Annotated in this window: 11 protein-coding genes; 7 read left to right on the forward strand and 4 right to left on the reverse strand. The window is 63.0% G+C overall.

The annotated features are described in order from the left end of the window. Positions 1 to 177 precede the first annotated feature (177 nt). The gene (locus tag GVL04_RS01635) at positions 178 to 1,002 is read left to right on the forward strand and encodes an IclR family transcriptional regulator (protein WP_159698538.1); all 825 of its coding nucleotides are present in this window, start codon (positions 178 to 180) and stop codon (positions 1,000 to 1,002) included. Here the strand turns inward: GVL04_RS01635 and GVL04_RS01640 are convergent. Then, a complete protein-coding gene (locus tag GVL04_RS01640) occupies positions 999 to 1,646 on the reverse strand; it encodes a TetR/AcrR family transcriptional regulator (RefSeq protein ID WP_159698541.1) in 648 nt (215 codons plus the stop codon). The genes GVL04_RS01635 and GVL04_RS01640 overlap by 4 nt on opposite strands. 111 nt (positions 1,647 to 1,757) lie before the next feature. Between GVL04_RS01640 and GVL04_RS01645 the strand changes: the two genes are divergently transcribed. After that, positions 1,758 to 4,148 carry an alpha-L-rhamnosidase gene (locus GVL04_RS01645; RefSeq protein ID WP_159698544.1) on the forward strand — a complete coding sequence of 797 codons (2,391 nt, stop codon included), beginning with the start codon at positions 1,758 to 1,760 and terminating at the stop codon, positions 4,146 to 4,148. 65 nt (positions 4,149 to 4,213) lie between these two features. Then, complete coding sequence (gene uvrA / locus GVL04_RS01650; protein WP_159698547.1) at positions 4,214 to 6,736, forward strand: excinuclease ABC subunit UvrA; 2,523 nt, start codon at positions 4,214 to 4,216, stop codon at positions 6,734 to 6,736. Between the two features lies 1 nt (position 6,737). Here the strand turns inward: uvrA and GVL04_RS01655 are convergent, their stop codons facing one another. Together GVL04_RS01655 and GVL04_RS01660 are read right to left on the reverse strand one after the other, a co-directional pair. After that, positions 6,738 to 8,486 (reverse strand): pyruvate dehydrogenase, encoded by a 1,749-nt coding sequence (locus GVL04_RS01655; RefSeq protein ID WP_159698550.1) that lies wholly within the window; start codon positions 8,484 to 8,486, stop codon positions 6,738 to 6,740. Between the two features lie 83 nt (positions 8,487 to 8,569). After that, positions 8,570 to 8,920, reverse strand: coding sequence for a DUF3846 domain-containing protein (locus GVL04_RS01660; RefSeq protein WP_159698553.1), 351 nt, complete (start codon positions 8,918 to 8,920; stop codon positions 8,570 to 8,572). A 415-nt stretch (positions 8,921 to 9,335) separates the two neighbouring features. Between GVL04_RS01660 and ligD the strand changes: the two genes are divergently transcribed. From ligD to GVL04_RS01680, 4 genes are all read left to right on the forward strand, one after another. Beyond that, positions 9,336 to 10,580, forward strand: coding sequence for a non-homologous end-joining DNA ligase (gene ligD, locus GVL04_RS01665; protein ID WP_159698556.1), 1,245 nt, complete (start codon positions 9,336 to 9,338; stop codon positions 10,578 to 10,580). 1 nt (position 10,581) lies between these two features. Next, positions 10,582 to 11,859 (forward strand): cation:proton antiporter, encoded by a 1,278-nt coding sequence (locus tag GVL04_RS01670; RefSeq protein ID WP_159698559.1) that lies wholly within the window; start codon positions 10,582 to 10,584, stop codon positions 11,857 to 11,859. Positions 11,860 to 11,982: 123 nt separating this feature from the next. Next, a complete protein-coding gene (locus GVL04_RS01675; protein WP_159698562.1) occupies positions 11,983 to 12,876 on the forward strand; it encodes a glucose 1-dehydrogenase in 894 nt (297 codons plus the stop codon). Positions 12,877 to 12,906: 30 nt separating this feature from the next. Further along, positions 12,907 to 13,614, forward strand: a complete 708-nt coding sequence (locus tag GVL04_RS01680; RefSeq protein ID WP_200846712.1) for an alpha/beta fold hydrolase — start codon at positions 12,907 to 12,909, stop codon at positions 13,612 to 13,614. A gap of 31 nt (positions 13,615 to 13,645) precedes the next feature. On the opposite strand, the gene GVL04_RS01685 is transcribed toward GVL04_RS01680, so the two are convergent. Beyond that, a complete protein-coding gene (locus tag GVL04_RS01685; protein WP_159698565.1) occupies positions 13,646 to 15,118 on the reverse strand; it encodes an APC family permease in 1,473 nt (490 codons plus the stop codon). Positions 15,119 to 15,162 lie beyond the last annotated feature (44 nt).

The following is a 15,162-nucleotide window of genomic DNA, read 5'->3' on the forward strand; positions in this document are numbered from 1 at the left end:
ACAAGATCGGCTATGACCTGTACGGACCGATCCGTCGGCGCCCTCTCGTCAGATGGCTTCCGGTAACCGGCTTCTTCAAGAGTCGTAGACGGGCAGCACGATGCCCCCTGTGGATTTCATTGGTTGAAACAGTATTGTGGTGGAGATCACTCAATAACTTGAAAGGATTCAAGCTTCATGTCGATGGACGACGGGACCGCAGCCGACAAACCGCAGCGCGGTAAGCGGCCAAAACAAGGCGAACCCGTCATTGACCGCGCACTGAGCCTGCTCGCAGTCTTCAGCGACCGGCGTCGTGCCTTGACCCTGTCCGACATGGCGCGGTTGGCCGACATGCCGGCCCCCACCGCCCTGCGGTTGATCGCGCGACTGGTCGCATGGGGAGCGCTGGAGCGCTTGGAAGACGGCCGATATGTAGTGGGCGTCAGGCTGTGGGAGGTGGCGTCTCTTTCGCCCCGCGGCCATGGCGTCCGTGAGATCGCGCTGCCCTACCTCGAAGACCTCTACGCCGTGACACGCCATCACGTCCTCTTGGCCGTGCGCGACAAGAACGAGGCCGTCCTGATCGAGCGGTTGTCCTCCAAGGAGGCGACGGAAGTCGCCTACCGCGTTGGCGGGCGTGCGCCCTTAAGGTCGACGGCGGTGGGCCTGGTCCTGCTGTCAGGGGCTGATGCAGCATTCCAGGAGTCAGTCATCAACCAACCGCCCGACGTCGAAGCGGGTGTGGATTCAATGCCGGAAGGTCAATTGAGGCGGACGCTGTCCGACGTTCGGCGCACGGGAGTAGCGATGATCCGCCGGTCGGCGCCATCGCGGACGGTGTCGGTTGCCTCACCCATTTATGGCGCCGAGGGGACGGTGGTTGCGGCATTGTCAATCGTGGTTCCCGATGGCGCGACGCCTCCAAACGTCCTCGCGCCGGCCGTGCAAGCCGCTGCCAGGGCGGTCTCGCGAAACTTGGGCTACAACGCTGGGCCGAGCGAAAGTGTCCGGATGCGCTAGAGCGAGTCCGCAGCGTTTACGTGTTCGGGCGCCAGTAGCGCGCGGGCCAGTCGGCGTGCGTAATCCCGGATGGCCGCCACCAGATCCAGTTCGCCGCCGGAAAGCACCCATTGCAGCTGCAGCCCATCACTGACGGCAATGATCTCGCGGGCACAAAGGCCCACATTGGTGTCCGTCCTCAGGAAACCGCGCTCGACGCCGAATGCCAACAGTTGGGAAGTTTCCCCCACCGCCCGTTCATACCAGGTGGCATATAGCTGGTGCGCCGGTGTGGAGGCATCCGCTGCTTCGGCCGAGATCAGGACGAACAACTCAATGAGGCCCGGCTCCCGCACCAGTTCACGGGTGGATTCGACCATGGTCGTGAAAACTTCGAGCGGGTCATCGCCGTCGTCCCGCCGCTGGGAACTCCACCACAAAGCCGTTTGCTCCAGTCGACGTTCCGCGACGCCCAGGAGCAGGTGCTTCTTGGAACGGAAGTGGTGGAGCAGGCCGCTTTCACTGAGTCCGACATCTGAGGCGATCTGCGAAAGCGGCACCTTGTGGTAGCCGGACGTCGCAAACAGGAGCGTGGCGGCCTCCAGGATTTCGGCCCGCTTGGCCCGCCCAACTTCGTAGCTTCCTGTCTTCCGCCTTGTTCGCACATTCTCAGGGTAGCTTTACCGCCCCCGAATAAAAACAGTGTGCACTCTGTTTTTATGGTTTAGCATTGGCACAACGTCCAGGCCAGGCCGTCCAGCCCCAGAGGAGTCCCCTTGAATGACCACGAGTTCCCCGATTCCCCCAGCGAAGCCCTGCGTCACGCCTCCTGGATATCGCCCTCAGAGACACATCCTGCTGAACTACATCCGACCAAAGCAGGCACCCGGCCCGCGTACTGGCTGCGAAGCAGCTTCGCTTGGTCTCCTGCCCAGGGGACTGCGACGGTCACCGCTACAGCCCACGGCATCTATGAACTGTTCATCAACGGCACCCGCGTGGGAGACGAAGAGCTGACCCCTGGTTTCACCTCCTACCGCAAGCGCCTCCAGGTGCAGGAATGGGACATCACGGACCTCCTGGTTGAGGGAATGAATGCCATCTCTGCCCTGCTTTCCGACGGCTGGTTCCGGGGCCGGCATGGCTTCGAGCGTCGGGCCGACGGCTTTGGCACGGAGACTGCCTTCCTCGCCTCCGTTTGCTCACCCGCGGGGGTGCTGGCAGCAAGCGACGAAACCTGGGAGTCAAGCGAAAGCCACATCACCAGGGCAGACCTCATGGACGGACAAACGGTGGACTTCCGGCGCTTCCGCAGCCAAAGCGACACCACGACGGCGGATGGCTGGCTTCCGGTCGTCGCCCGCCACGGTGGGCTCTACGACAACCGCGATCGCCTGGTGCGGCCGGTTGCTCCGCCCGTCCGGCGCACTGAGGAACTCAGCCCCGTCAGCATTGCCGCACCCGCCCCAGGTGTGACGGTGGTGGATTTCGGCCAGAACATCAACGGGTGGGTCCGTTTGGGAGGACTCGGTCCGGAAGGCACCCGGACGACACTGCGGCATGGTGAGGTCCTTGACGACTCCGGCCTGTTGTCCACCACGAACATCCAAGCTTTTGACTTCGCCAGCAAGGCTCCCCTGCCCGCGGGCCAAATCGACGAGGTGATCTCCGCAGGACGCCCCAGTGATGTGTTCGAGCCACGGCACACAACGCATGGCTTCAGGTACGTGCAGATTGAAGGCAGGGCAGGACCCATCCCCCCGGAGGACATCACCGCGGTGGTGGTCCACACGGACCTCAAGCGCTCGGGGACGTTTGAGTGCAGCGATCCCCGGCTGAATTCCCTTCACGACGCCATCCTCTGGAGCTTCCGGGGAAATGCCTGCGATGTTCCTACGGACTGTCCACAGCGCGAACGGTCCGGCTTCACCGGTGATTGGCAGGTCTTCGTCGATACTGCCGCCCTCATGTTCGATGTGTCCGGTTTCAGCACCAAGTGGCTGCGTGACCTGGTCGCTGATCAGTGGCCGGACGGCCGTGTTCCCACGGTTGTGCCCAATCCTGCCGGCGACGGACCGTCAGGAAACGTCTTCGAAGACCTCGCTACCGGCTCGGCCGGTTGGGGCGATGCTGCGGTGTTCGTCCCGTGGTCGCTGTGGCGGGCCTACGGTGACCGGGAAATACTGGCGGAGGCGTTTCCGTCCATGTGCGCCTGGGTCGATTACGCCGCCAGCTCCGCAGCCGACGGACGCCACCTTGACCGGTCAGCCGAGCGGCCCATCCCCCTGCCCCACGAGCAATACCTGTGGGACACCGGATTCCACTTCGGCGAATGGCTCGAGCCCGATACCCCACCGAATCCCGACCCCTCCCGCGATCATGGCATCGTTGCCACTGCTTTCCTCTACCGATCCGCGACACTGTTGGCGCGGACAGCGACCGTACTCGGCGATTCCCGGGCCGAGACCCGCTACGCAACACTGGCCGGCCACGTGCTCGCCGCGTGGCAGGCAGAATACCTGGACAGCAAGGGCCGCCTCAGCGAAGAATCCCAAGGACACTACGTGCGGGCGCTCGCCTTTGGATTGGTTCCGCCCGCCCTCCAACCCTTGACCGCCGCCCGGCTCGTGGAACTGATCCGGCAAAATCACAACCGCCTCGGCACAGGGTTCCTCGCCACCGGCCTCCTCCTGCCAACCCTGGCCGACCACGGCTACCCCGATGTCGCCTATGAACTGCTGCTCACGGGCGGCACACCATCCTGGTTGGGAATGCTCGACGCCGGCGCCACCACCATGTGGGAGTGGTGGGACGGGATCACCAGCGGCGGGGCACGGGGTTCCCTCAACCACTACAGCAAGGGTGCGGTGGGTTCATTCCTGTACACGCACGTGGCCGGAATCCGCCTGCCGGAGAACCCGGATGTTACTGGGACTGCCTACCGAACAGTGACCATTGCCCCACAACCAGGCGGGGGCATCACCTCGGCGTGTGCCGCCGTCGAGACGCTACATGGCCGCATCAGCATTGCCTGGCAGATCGAACGCGGTAAATTCACCCTGCAGGTCGGCATCCCCCGCGGCGTAGCGGCCACCATCGAACTGCCCGATGGAACAAGGCACACGGCATCGGCCGGTACGCACCACTTCATCTCTGCCACCGGGTAGCGCCAAGGGCGAACTTAGGGTCTGTTCCACGCGTGCCCGGCCCGGACGCCGATAGAGTCATTCCAATGGACAGTAAACTGAGAAATTCGCAGCGGCCCGTTCCCCACCAGCCGACCCCACAGTTTGCAGACCCTGAAGATGGCTTCGTCAGAGTCCGGGGAGCCCGCGAGAACAACCTCCGCACCGTGGACGTGGACGTCCCCAGGGATGCAATCGTCGCCTTCACCGGAGTCTCCGGCTCAGGAAAATCCTCCCTCGCCTTCGGCACCATCTTCGCCGAAGCCCAGCGCCGCTACTTCGAATCCGTGGCCCCCTATGCCCGCCGGCTCATCCAACAGGGCCACAATCCCAAGGTGGAGTCCATCACGGGGCTGCCACCCGCCGTCGCACTCCAACAACGCCGCGGCACGGCGACCGCGCGCTCCAGCGTCGGCACAGTAACAACGCTCTCCAACTCCCTGCGCATGCTCTTCTCCCGCGCCGGAAGTTACCCGGAAGGCGTCAGCCAGCTGGACTCTGACGCCTTCTCCCCCAACACGGCCGCCGGAGCCTGTCCCGAGTGCCACGGCCTGGGCGTCGCACACACAGTCAGCGAATCATCCCTGGTGCCCGACCCATCCCTCAGCATCAGGGACGGCGCGATCGCCGCCTGGCCCGGAGCCTGGCAAGGCAAAAACCTCCGTGACATCCTCACCCACCTGGGCTACGACGTGGAAACACCCTGGAAGAAGCTGCCGAAGAAAGACCGCGACTGGATCCTCTTCACCGAAGAACAGCCAGTGGTGGAAGTGACACCCCAGCGTGACCGTGTAGCCAAGCCCTACAAAGGCCGGTTCTGGAGCGCCAAGAGCTACGTCCTCCACACCCTCGCAGACTCCAAGAGCACCACCATGCGGGACCGGGTGCTGCGTTTCATGGAGACCGGCCGGTGTCCGGGATGCGAAGGCAGCGGACTCAGGCCCGAAGCGCTCGCAGTCACCTTCGCCGGAAAGACCATCGCCGAACTCAATGCCCTGCCGATGACCGAACTGGCGGCGGTCATCCGGCCCACTACAGAACTCACCAGCGCCGGGACGGCTTCCCGCTCCCACACTTCGGGAGAAAGCAACGAGGTTGCCGTCGCCATCACCCGGGACCTGCTCAACAGGGTCACCGTGTTACTTGATTTGGGCTTGGGCTACCTGGCGCTTGGGCGTGCAACACCAACTCTCTCCCCCGGGGAGATGCAAAGGCTCAGGATCGCAACGCAACTGCGCTCCGGCCTCTTCGGCGTCATCTACGTCCTCGACGAACCCTCCGCCGGGCTTCATCCAGCTGATGCCGAGCCCCTGCTTGACGTCCTGAATCAGCTCAAGGTCTCCGGGAACTCCGTCTTCGTGGTGGAGCACAACATGGACTTCGTCCGGGCCGCTGACTGGTTGGTGGACGTGGGACCCCAAGCGGGCGAAGGTGGCGGGCAGGTCCTCTACAGCGGCCCCGTGGACGGGCTGGAACATGTGCACGGTTCCGTGACCAAGCCATTCCTCTTCCCAGGCAATGGGAGAAGAACTCACCGCAGTCCTCGATCCTGGACTGAGTCGCTGGACGTTCGAGGGGTCACCCGGCACAACCTCCGCGATCTGGGGGTCGAGTTCCCCTTGGGCGTGCTCACGGCCGTGACCGGCGTTTCCGGCTCGGGTAAGTCCACGCTGGTCAGCCAGGTCCTGGCCGACCTTGTGGGGGCAAAACTGCATCCGGAATCAACAGACGCCGAGGCTCCCACCACGGCAACGGACGCCGGGTCCGTGTCAGGACTGCACCGGCTCGACCGGCTCGTGAAAGTTGACCAGAAGCCCATCGGCCGCACGCCGCGCTCCAACCTGGCCACCTACACGGGCCTCTTCGACGGTGTGCGGAAGGAATTCGCGGCTACGGACGGCGCCCGTGCCCGGGGATTCGGCGCAGGGAGATTCTCCTTCAACGTCGCCGGAGGCCGCTGCGAAACGTGCCAGGGCGAGGGATTCGTGGCGGTTGAATTGCTCTTCCTGCCAGGAAGCTACGGCCCCTGTCCCGAGTGCGATGGTTCCCGGTTCAACCCGGACACTTTGGAAGTCACCTACCGTGGCCGGAACATCGCCGAGGTCCTGGGGATGACCGTCACCACAGCCGCTGGCTTCCTCGCCGACCTCCCGTCCGTCTCGCGAAGCCTCCAGACCCTGGAGGAAGTTGGGCTGGGTTATCTCAGGCTGGGACAGCCTGCCACGGAGCTCTCAGGCGGGGAAGCGCAACGCATCAAACTCGCCACCGAATTACAGCGCATTCAGCGTGGCCACACGCTTTACCTGCTGGACGAACCCACCACCGGCCTGCACCCCGCTGACGTCCAACTGCTGATGAAGCAGCTCAACAGGCTCGTCGATGCCGGCAACACCGTGATCGTCGTGGAACACGGGATGGACGTCGTGGCGGGTGCTGACTGGGTGATTGACCTGGGACCCGGCGGTGGCGACGCCGGCGGCACGGTAATCGCCGCTGGCCCGCCCGCCGTCGTCGCACGCTCAAAGGCAAGCCGGACGGCACCATACCTCGCCGCCTCGCTCGGGCAGTGAGCTAGCGCCGCGGAATGTTGCGCAGGTTGCTTCGCGCCATGCTCACAGCCTCGCCCGCGCCCCGGTTCAGGACCACCTTGGACATGGCAGTAGCGAACCCAATGACCTGCGATCCCGAGATTTTCGGCGGAATGGACAGCGCGTTCGGATCCGTCATCAGTTCCACCAACGACGGTCCGGGGTGGGCAAAGGCCTCCTTGTACGCCGCCTCGATGTCCTCCGGGTCCGTGACGCGTACGGCGTGGAAGCCCAACGCCTTGGCTACCCCGGCGTAGTTGGCGTCCGGGACATCCACTCCAAAGTCGGGAAGTCCGTCCACCAGCATCTCCAGCTTGACCATGCCCAAGGTGGAGTTGTTGAACACCACCACGTTCACTGGCAACTTGTGCGCCGCAACGGTGATGAGCTCGCCCAGCAGCATGGACAGGCCGCCATCGCCGGAGACGGAGACCACCTGGCGGCCGGGATAGGCCACTTGCGCCCCGATCGCATGCGGAAGGGCGTTGGCCATGGAGCCGTGCAGGAAGGAACCGATCAGCCGACGAGTACCCAACGGGTTGATGTACCGGGCTGTCCAGACGTTGCACATGCCGGTATCGGCCGTGAAGATGGCGTCTTCGGCTGCAACCTGGTCCAGCAACGAGGCAGCATATTCGGGGTGGATCGGCTGCTTCTTCTCTACTTTGCGGGTGTAGGCGCCCACTGCTTTATTCATCAGGCGATCGTGCTTCTTGAGCATCTGATCGAGGAACCGGCGGTTCTTCTTGGGCTGCACCAGGGGCAGCAGCGCCTTGAGCGTCGGCAGCACGTCACCATGGACGGCAATGTCGACGTCGGTCCGCCGCCCCAGCCGCTGCGCCGCCCGGTCCACTTGGGCTGTCCGGGTATCGGGCAGGAATTGGTCGTACGGAAAATCGGTACCCAGCAGGATCAACAGGTCCGCGTCCTCGATGCCCTCCGCTGCGGCGCCATAGCCGAGCAGTCCGGTCATGCCGATGTCGAACGGATTGTCGTACTGGACAAAGTCCTTGCCCCGGAGGGAATGGCCAATGGGCGCATTGATCAGTTCGGCCAGCGCCATGAGGTCCCCGTGGGAGCCCTCGACGCCGGCACCGGCGAAAATGGCGACCTTACCGGCGTCGTTAATGGCTTCAGCCAGTTCCTGGACGCTGTCAGGGTCGGGGACCAGGCTGGCGCGCCGGAACGTGGCTGGCAGGGGTGTGGGGGCTGTGGCTTCGAGGCCGGCAATGTCACCGGGGAGGGTAACCACAGCGACTCCCCCAAGGCCAATGGCGTTCTGGATGGCGCTGTGCATCACGCGCGGCGCCTGCTCGGCCGTACTGACCAGCTCCGAATACACCGAGCACTCATTGAAGAGCCTGTCCGGATGCGTTTCCTGGAAGAATCCGGATCCAATCTGCTTGCTCGGGATGTGGGAGGCAATGGCCAGAACGGGGGCCCCGGTGCGGTTGGCGTCATACAGGCCGTTGATCAGATGCAAATTGCCGGGACCGCAGGATCCTGCACATACTGCGAGCTTGCCGGTTAGTTGCGCCTCCGCAGCGGCGGCGAACGCGGCCGCCTCCTCATGGCGTACATGGATCCAGTCGATGCCTCCGTTCGCAGAACCTCCGGTTTGGCGCACAGCGTCCACGATCGGGTTGAGGCTGTCACCGACGATTCCGTAGATCCGCTGCACGCCGGCAGCCTGGAGTTGTTCGATGAGCTGGGTGGCGAGTTCCTTGGCCATAGTGTGCAGACTCCCTCAGTTTGTGGTGGTGGGCTGACACGGCCAAATATAGTCGGCTTGGCTTTGCGTCGGCTGGATGGCTGCTAGGCCGCCAAACGCGTCTCGAAGAGGCGTTCGGCCATGGTCAACAGGTGTCCCGGGACGCAGGTGTCCTCACCGTTGATTGCATGTCCGAGGAAGACGGCGTCGCCACTGACGGTGTCCTCAATCTGGAGGCCCGCTTCGCGGATCAACACCTCTGCGCGCGGGTTGAGGGGCAGGGGAAGGAACTTTGCCTCATCATTCAGGAGAACATGCCAGCCCCTGCCATTGATTGTTTCCACATTTCCTTTTACCAGTTTTTGCCGGAAATCAAGGTCATGCTCGATCCACTCCACACGAATTGGCAGGAAGATCCGTGCAGGAACAATAATTGCCGAGACTTTTTGTTTCATTTATGCGCTTTCATAAACTCATCGATTAATCAATCACGACTAATACGCCCCGAGGACTTGCCTGGCGTCAACAGCTAGGGTTGCGGACGGCTTAAAACCCCACCGTCACACCGCGGCTGCCCATGGCTACCGCTGGTTCTTTCGCGGTTTCGAGAAGACATTTTCGCTACCCTCAGCTTTTGCCCTCTTTTCCGCCCGCTTCTCCAGGATGGTCTTTCCAGACTTTTTCGACTTTGCTCCGCTTGGGGATTTTCCTGACAATTCCATCACTCCGTTCGTTGGTGCTTTACCATCACCATACCTACTTATATTTTAAATGCCAGTTCGGGAATTCCGGGGCGTGCGGGTGTGCCATTGAACCACTTTTTGTTCAGTTCCTCTGGCTGGGACAGCTGTTCGTTGCTAGCGTGACCGCATGAGCCCCTCCAAGACCCCAGCGGAGATCCTCGACGTTGACGGCGCCGAGGTTCGTATCTCGAATCCGGACAAGGTGGTTTTTCCCGAACCCGGGCTGACCAAACTCGATCTGGTCCGCTACTACCTTGCTGTCGCAGAAGGCGCGCTCCGTGGGGCCGGTGGCCGGCCAATGGTCCTCAAGCGCTTTCCCAAGGGCATCGACGCTGAGCCGTTCTTCCAAAAGCGCGTGCCCGAAAACCACCCGCCCTTCATCGACACCGCAACCCTGCACTACTCATCAGGGACATCGGCCGAAGAGACCGTCATCCGGGACGCAGCAGGGTTGGCTTGGGTGGTCAATCTTGGCTGCCTTGACCTCAACCCACATCCCGTCCGCGCCGAGGACCTGGACCACCCGGACGAGCTTCGGGTGGACCTCGACCCTATGCCGGGCGTGGACTGGTCGCAGATCGTCGACACCGCATACGTCGCGCAAGAGGTCCTCGACGACGTCGGGCTGGTGGGGTGGCCGAAGACCAGCGGCTCGCGAGGACTCCACATCCTGGTCCGGATCGCCCCGGAATGGTCATACCGCGACGTCCGGCTCGCCGCCGAAACCCTTGCCCGCGAAGTGGAAAACCGCGCCCCCGGCCTCGCCACCGCACGGTGGTGGAAGGAGGAACGGGGTGAAAGCGTCTTTGTCGACTTCAACCAGAACGCCAAGGACCGAACCGTCGCCTCCGCCTACTCGGTCCGCTCACTGCCGGATGCCCGCGTCTCAACACCGCTCACCTGGAATGAAGTGCGCACGGCACGGCCGGACCAGTTCACCGTGCGTACCGTGCCCGACCGCTTCTCAGACGTCGGCGATCCGCACGCCGGCATAGACGACGCCGCAGGTTCGCTCGATGGGCTGCTGGCATTGGCGGCCGAACTGGGCCCCGCCGAGAAGGCGCCCAGGAGCGGGGATGGCTCCGGCCGCAGGATGTCCATGATGCCGCTCATCGAGGTGGCCCGGACCAAGACCAAGCCCGAGGCCCTCACTGCTTTGGAAGAATGGAAAGCGAGGCACCCGGCTCTCGTATCGGCATTGCACCCGGCTGACGTCCTTGTTGACGGAATGAGGGGCTCCAGCTCGCTTTGGTACAGGGTGCGCGTGAACCTGCAGCATGTTCCGGAAGGCGAACGCCCGGGACAGGAAGAACTCCTTGCCGACTACGACCCGTGGGCCGGCAAGGAGTGGCCAGGGCGGCCGGGGTCCTGACATGCAAGGCCTGTCCGCGTCGTTGGTCCTGATCGCAGCACTGGCTGTTGTAGCACCCATTGCCGTCCGGTTACTTGATCCCGTAATCAAGGTGCCCATCGTGGTGTTCGAGATTCTCCTGGGAATCCTGCTGGGCCCCAGCCTTTTGGGCTGGATCCAATCCACCCCGTTCACTGACACTTTGGCGGACTTCGGCCTGGCCATGCTCTTCTTTGTCGCAGGAAACGAGATCGATTTCACGGCAATCCGTGGCCGCCCCATCAAACGAGCCTCGGCAGGCTGGGTCATCTCCTTGGCGGCCGGGGTGGGCGCCGGATTTGTCCTGGCTCCCGCTCCGGAGGCTGCCGTCATCATCGGCGTAGCCCTGTGCTCCACCGCCCTGGGCACTCTGCTTCCCATCATCCGCGACGCCGGCGAATCCAAGTCGCCAACGGGGATTGCCGTTGCAGCCCTGGGTGCCGTTGGAGAGTTTGGTCCGCTGATTGCGATCTCGCTGTTTTTCACCGGCAAGCAGGTGGGCACCGCGTCAGCTGTGCTGCTGGGCTTCGTTCTCCTGACCGGTGTCGCCATCTTCTACGCCTCACGGGCGAAGCACACGTTGTTCCATGCCCAAGTCACCAGGACCCTCCACACCAGCAGCCAATTCGCCATGCGGTCCATCATGCTGATTCTCAGTTCACTGGTTGTCCTGAGCATGGTGCTGGGGCTCGACATGTTGCTGGGTGCCTTCGCCGCAGGTGTCCTCTGGCAGGTCATCATTGCACGGGCACCTGAAGTTGACCGGCGGGTCATCGAGACAAAAATCGACGCCGTTGCCTTCGGCTTCCTGGTTCCAGTCTTCTTCATCGATACCGGCATTGATTTTGATCTCGGCGCTCTGACATCAAGCCCGGCAACTCTCGCGCTGGTCCCCCTGTTCCTGGTCCTCCTGGTGGTCATCCGCGGCCTGCCATCCTTGCTTGCCGCTCCCCGCGGCTCGACCAGGGCCGCCAAACGATCCCTGATGCTGTTTGGAGCAACAGGCCTGCCGATTATCGTGGCCGTGACCACCATAGGCCGGGAGCACGGCTTCATCACCAGCGGAATCTCGTCGGCATTGGTTGGCGCAGGAATGCTTTCCGTACTGCTGTTTCCGTTGCTGGCACTTCGACAGCTGCAGCACAAGGAAGGACGGCTTCCCAACCTTCCGCATCCGCTCGAAAGCAGCCCACCCCAGGCGCACCAAGCTCACGACGGCGACCTCCCGCCGTCGGACGCTTCTCCCACCGGCGGGAACTAGGCACTCACCTCAGGACTTTGCAGACGTATCCCTGCATGCCTAGGGTGGAATCGTAAGCTTCCTTAGCTTGTGGTGCGCGTTACCAGTAGACACGCCTTTTCCGTAGACAACAGGAGGACCACTATGACCGATCAGTACACGTTCCGAAACCCTGTCACCGCCTACGAGCAAATTTCGCCACCGAAACAGCACCAACCCGAACCCGGGCTGGATGCGGAGCTGACACCCAAGGCGGACCTCGGCGAAGAGAGCTACCGCGGGACCGGCCGCCTGGAAGGACGCAAGGCGATCGTCACGGGGGCAGATTCGGGGATCGGCGCCGCTACGGCCATTGCTTTCGCCCGGGAGGGAGCGGACGTCGTACTTTCCTACCTGCCCGAAGAGGAAGAGGACGCGGCCCGAATCGCAGGCATCATCGAAGCTGCCGGCCGAAAGGCGGTCAGAGTGCCCGGCGACCTCAAAGACCCCGCGACGTGCCGGGAAGTGGTGGATACCGCCGTCGCTGCCCTGGGCGGAGTCGACATCCTGGTCAACAACGCCGGCAAGCAAGTGGCACAGGAAAAACTCGCGGACATCACAGACGAGCAATTCGACCACACACTGAAAACCAATGTCTACGCGATGTTCTGGCTGACCAAGGCCGCCCTTCCCCATCTGCCCGCGGGCTCCACCATCATCAACACCACGTCCATACAGGCCTACAACCCGTCCCCCACGCTGGTGGACTATGCAACCACCAAGGCCAGTATCAACAACTTCACCAAGGGGTTGGCCCAGCAGCTGGCGCCCCAGGGCATCCGGGTCAACGCCGTAGCACCCGGACCCATCTGGACCCCCTTGCAGGTGAGCAGCGGCCAACCCAAGGAAGCGCTGCCGGAGTTCGGACACTCCACTCCCCTGGGCCGCGCGGGACAGCCCGCGGAACTGGCCCCGGCTTACGTTTTCCTTGCCTCACCCGAATCCAGCTATGTGGTTGGGGAAACCCTGAACGTCAACGGCGGCAGTCCTACGCCGTAGCCGGCATTCAGGTCATAGGGGGCTACCTTTATGGAGATGGACCCGGTGAAGGTGCACACCGTCACGGGAGCAAGCGGCGTCCCCATCAGCGTTTACGAGACCGGCGATCCCGGCTCCCCCGCAATGGTGCTGTTGCACGCGCTGGGTGAAAACGCCGCGGACTGGTCCACCGTGGCTGCCGCCCTCTGCCCGGACTTCCATGTGTTTTCCCTGGACCTTCGCGGCCACGGAAACAGCGGTCGGAGCGGGCAGTACACCTTTGAGCTGATGCGCGATGACGTGGCTGCCGTCATGGATGCCCTCGACCTTCATGACATTGCCTTGGTGGGGCATTCGATGGGTGGGGTGGTTGCCTATCTCCTTGCCCAGGCCCAGCCCGGCAGGATTGCCCGCCTGATTGTCGAGGACGCGCCTCCGCCTTATCCACGGGACCGGGCCCTGCCCGAACGACCGGAAGGCGGGCTGTCTTTCGACTGGGCAGCCGTCCCGGCCATCGCAGGGCAGATCAACGACCCGTCACGGCGGTGGTGGGCGTACTTGCCTGATATCACGGTTCCAACCTTGCTGATCGGCGGCGGAGCAAGCAGTCACATTCCCCAAGGGTTGCTTGAGGAAGTTGCGACGCTCATTCCGGACTGCGCCCTGGTCACACTGAATGTCGGGCACAACATCCACAGGATCGCACCGGCGGAATTCATCCAGGCTGTCTTGACGTGGCTGGATGGCTGGCCTGCGTAACGCATCCTTCCTCAGGCCGGTCCCTTGAGGATCAGGTACCAATGGCAGGAGGTCCCTGCTCCGGGTCGCCGGGCCCCACTTTGGTGTTGGACTTTCTGGTGATGAGCCACGTGATGAACCAGAGCACAATTCCGATGGCCATCAGCCCACCGGCCACCTGGTATTGGATGGGGTTCCTGCCCACCCACGGACCAGCAAGGAAAGCGCAGAGAACGGCAGCCACCAGCGGCAGTTGCCCTGGCGAGGTGAAGAAGACCTTGCGGTTCGGGTCCCTCTTGCGGCGGAGCACAACGCAGGCCACGTTGACCACAGTGAAGACGCACAACAGCAGAAAGGCCGTGGTCCCGGACAGGTTGGCCACGATGTTGCTTCCCGGATCGCTGCTGACGTACAAGATCAATCCCAAAGCCAGAATGGTGGAGAACGTGATGCCGGCCCACGGTGAACGGCGGCCCGGCAATACCTTGCCCAGGCCTCGTGGCAGGACGTTCTGGCGGGCCATTCCGTAGATCAGGCGGCTGGCCATCAGCATGTTGATCAGCGCCGTGTTGGCCACCGCGAACACTGCCAGGAACGGGAAGATTTTGTCGATGGGGAAATCCGGGGAACCCTTGTGGACGACTTCAAGGAGGGCCGCCCCTTCGGATTCCCTGATCTCGCCGAGCTCCGCGGGGGACAACACGCTGACAACAGACACTGCCACCAGCATGTAGAGGAGCACGGCGATGCCAAGGCCCGTCAGCATGGTGCGTGGAAAGATCCGCTCCGGGTTCTTGGTCTCCTCCACCATGTTGACGGAGTCCTCGAACCCGACCATCGCGAAAAAGGCTATGGACGTGGCAGCCGTGACGGCCAGGAATAATCCTTTGTCCTGGTAGTCCGTGAAAACAGTGATTTCCTGGATGTTCCCGGTTCCCTGGGCCATCACGAAGAAGCCGACCCCGATCACGATGCACAAGGCGACGACCTCGACCAACGTCAGCACGACGTTGAACTTCACGCTCTCGCCGACACCGCGCAGGTTGATCACTGCGAGCAACAGCATGAAGCCAAGGGCAACAGCTGTAATCAGCCCCCTGTCCGGTGCGCCCATCCAGCCGTTGACCTCCAAACCTCCGAACAGGTTCTGGGCAAGGACGTTGGCGGATGTGGATGCGCTGGTGATGCCGGAACAGACGACGGCGAACGCTACAAGGAACGTGACGAAGTGGATCCCGAATGCTTTGTGCGTATAAAGTGCCGCACCCGCCGCTTGGGGATACTGCGTCACCAGTTCCAAATAGGAGAATGCAGTGAGCGTCGCGACGATGAAGGCGAGAAGGAATGGGAGCCATACGATGCCCCCGACTGTTCCGGCCATGGTCCCGGTGACTGCGTAGACGCCCGCTCCAAGGATGTCACCGACGATGAACAGGAGCAGCAGTTTCGATCCCAGAACGCGTTTAAGCTGCGGTTCTTCGTCTGAGGTTGGTGCTTGGTAGACGTTGTCGGAAGTGGTGCTCATGGTTGACCTCCACGGCGGCTGCACGGTTCCCTGATCGTGTTCGT

The sequence above is a fragment of the Arthrobacter sp. 18067 genome (genome assembly GCF_902706295.1).
In the GTDB taxonomy this organism is placed as follows: domain Bacteria; phylum Actinomycetota; class Actinomycetes; order Actinomycetales; family Micrococcaceae; genus Arthrobacter.

Coding starts and splice junctions, on each gene's coding strand:
- GVL04_RS01635 (WP_159698538.1), top strand. CDS start 178: ATGTCGATGGACGACGGGACCGCAGCCGACAAACCGCAGCGCGGTAAG.
- uvrA (WP_159698547.1), top strand. CDS start 4,214: ATGGACAGTAAACTGAGAAATTCGCAGCGGCCCGTTCCCCACCAGCCG.
- GVL04_RS01655 (WP_159698550.1), bottom strand. CDS start 8,486: ATGGCCAAGGAACTCGCCACCCAGCTCATCGAACAACTCCAGGCTGCC.
- GVL04_RS01660 (WP_159698553.1), bottom strand. CDS start 8,920: ATGAAACAAAAAGTCTCGGCAATTATTGTTCCTGCACGGATCTTCCTG.
- ligD (WP_159698556.1), top strand. CDS start 9,336: ATGAGCCCCTCCAAGACCCCAGCGGAGATCCTCGACGTTGACGGCGCC.
- GVL04_RS01670 (WP_159698559.1), top strand. CDS start 10,582: ATGCAAGGCCTGTCCGCGTCGTTGGTCCTGATCGCAGCACTGGCTGTT.
- GVL04_RS01675 (WP_159698562.1), top strand. CDS start 11,983: ATGACCGATCAGTACACGTTCCGAAACCCTGTCACCGCCTACGAGCAA.
- GVL04_RS01680 (WP_200846712.1), top strand. CDS start 12,907: ATGGAGATGGACCCGGTGAAGGTGCACACCGTCACGGGAGCAAGCGGC.
- GVL04_RS01685 (WP_159698565.1), bottom strand. CDS start 15,118: ATGAGCACCACTTCCGACAACGTCTACCAAGCACCAACCTCAGACGAA.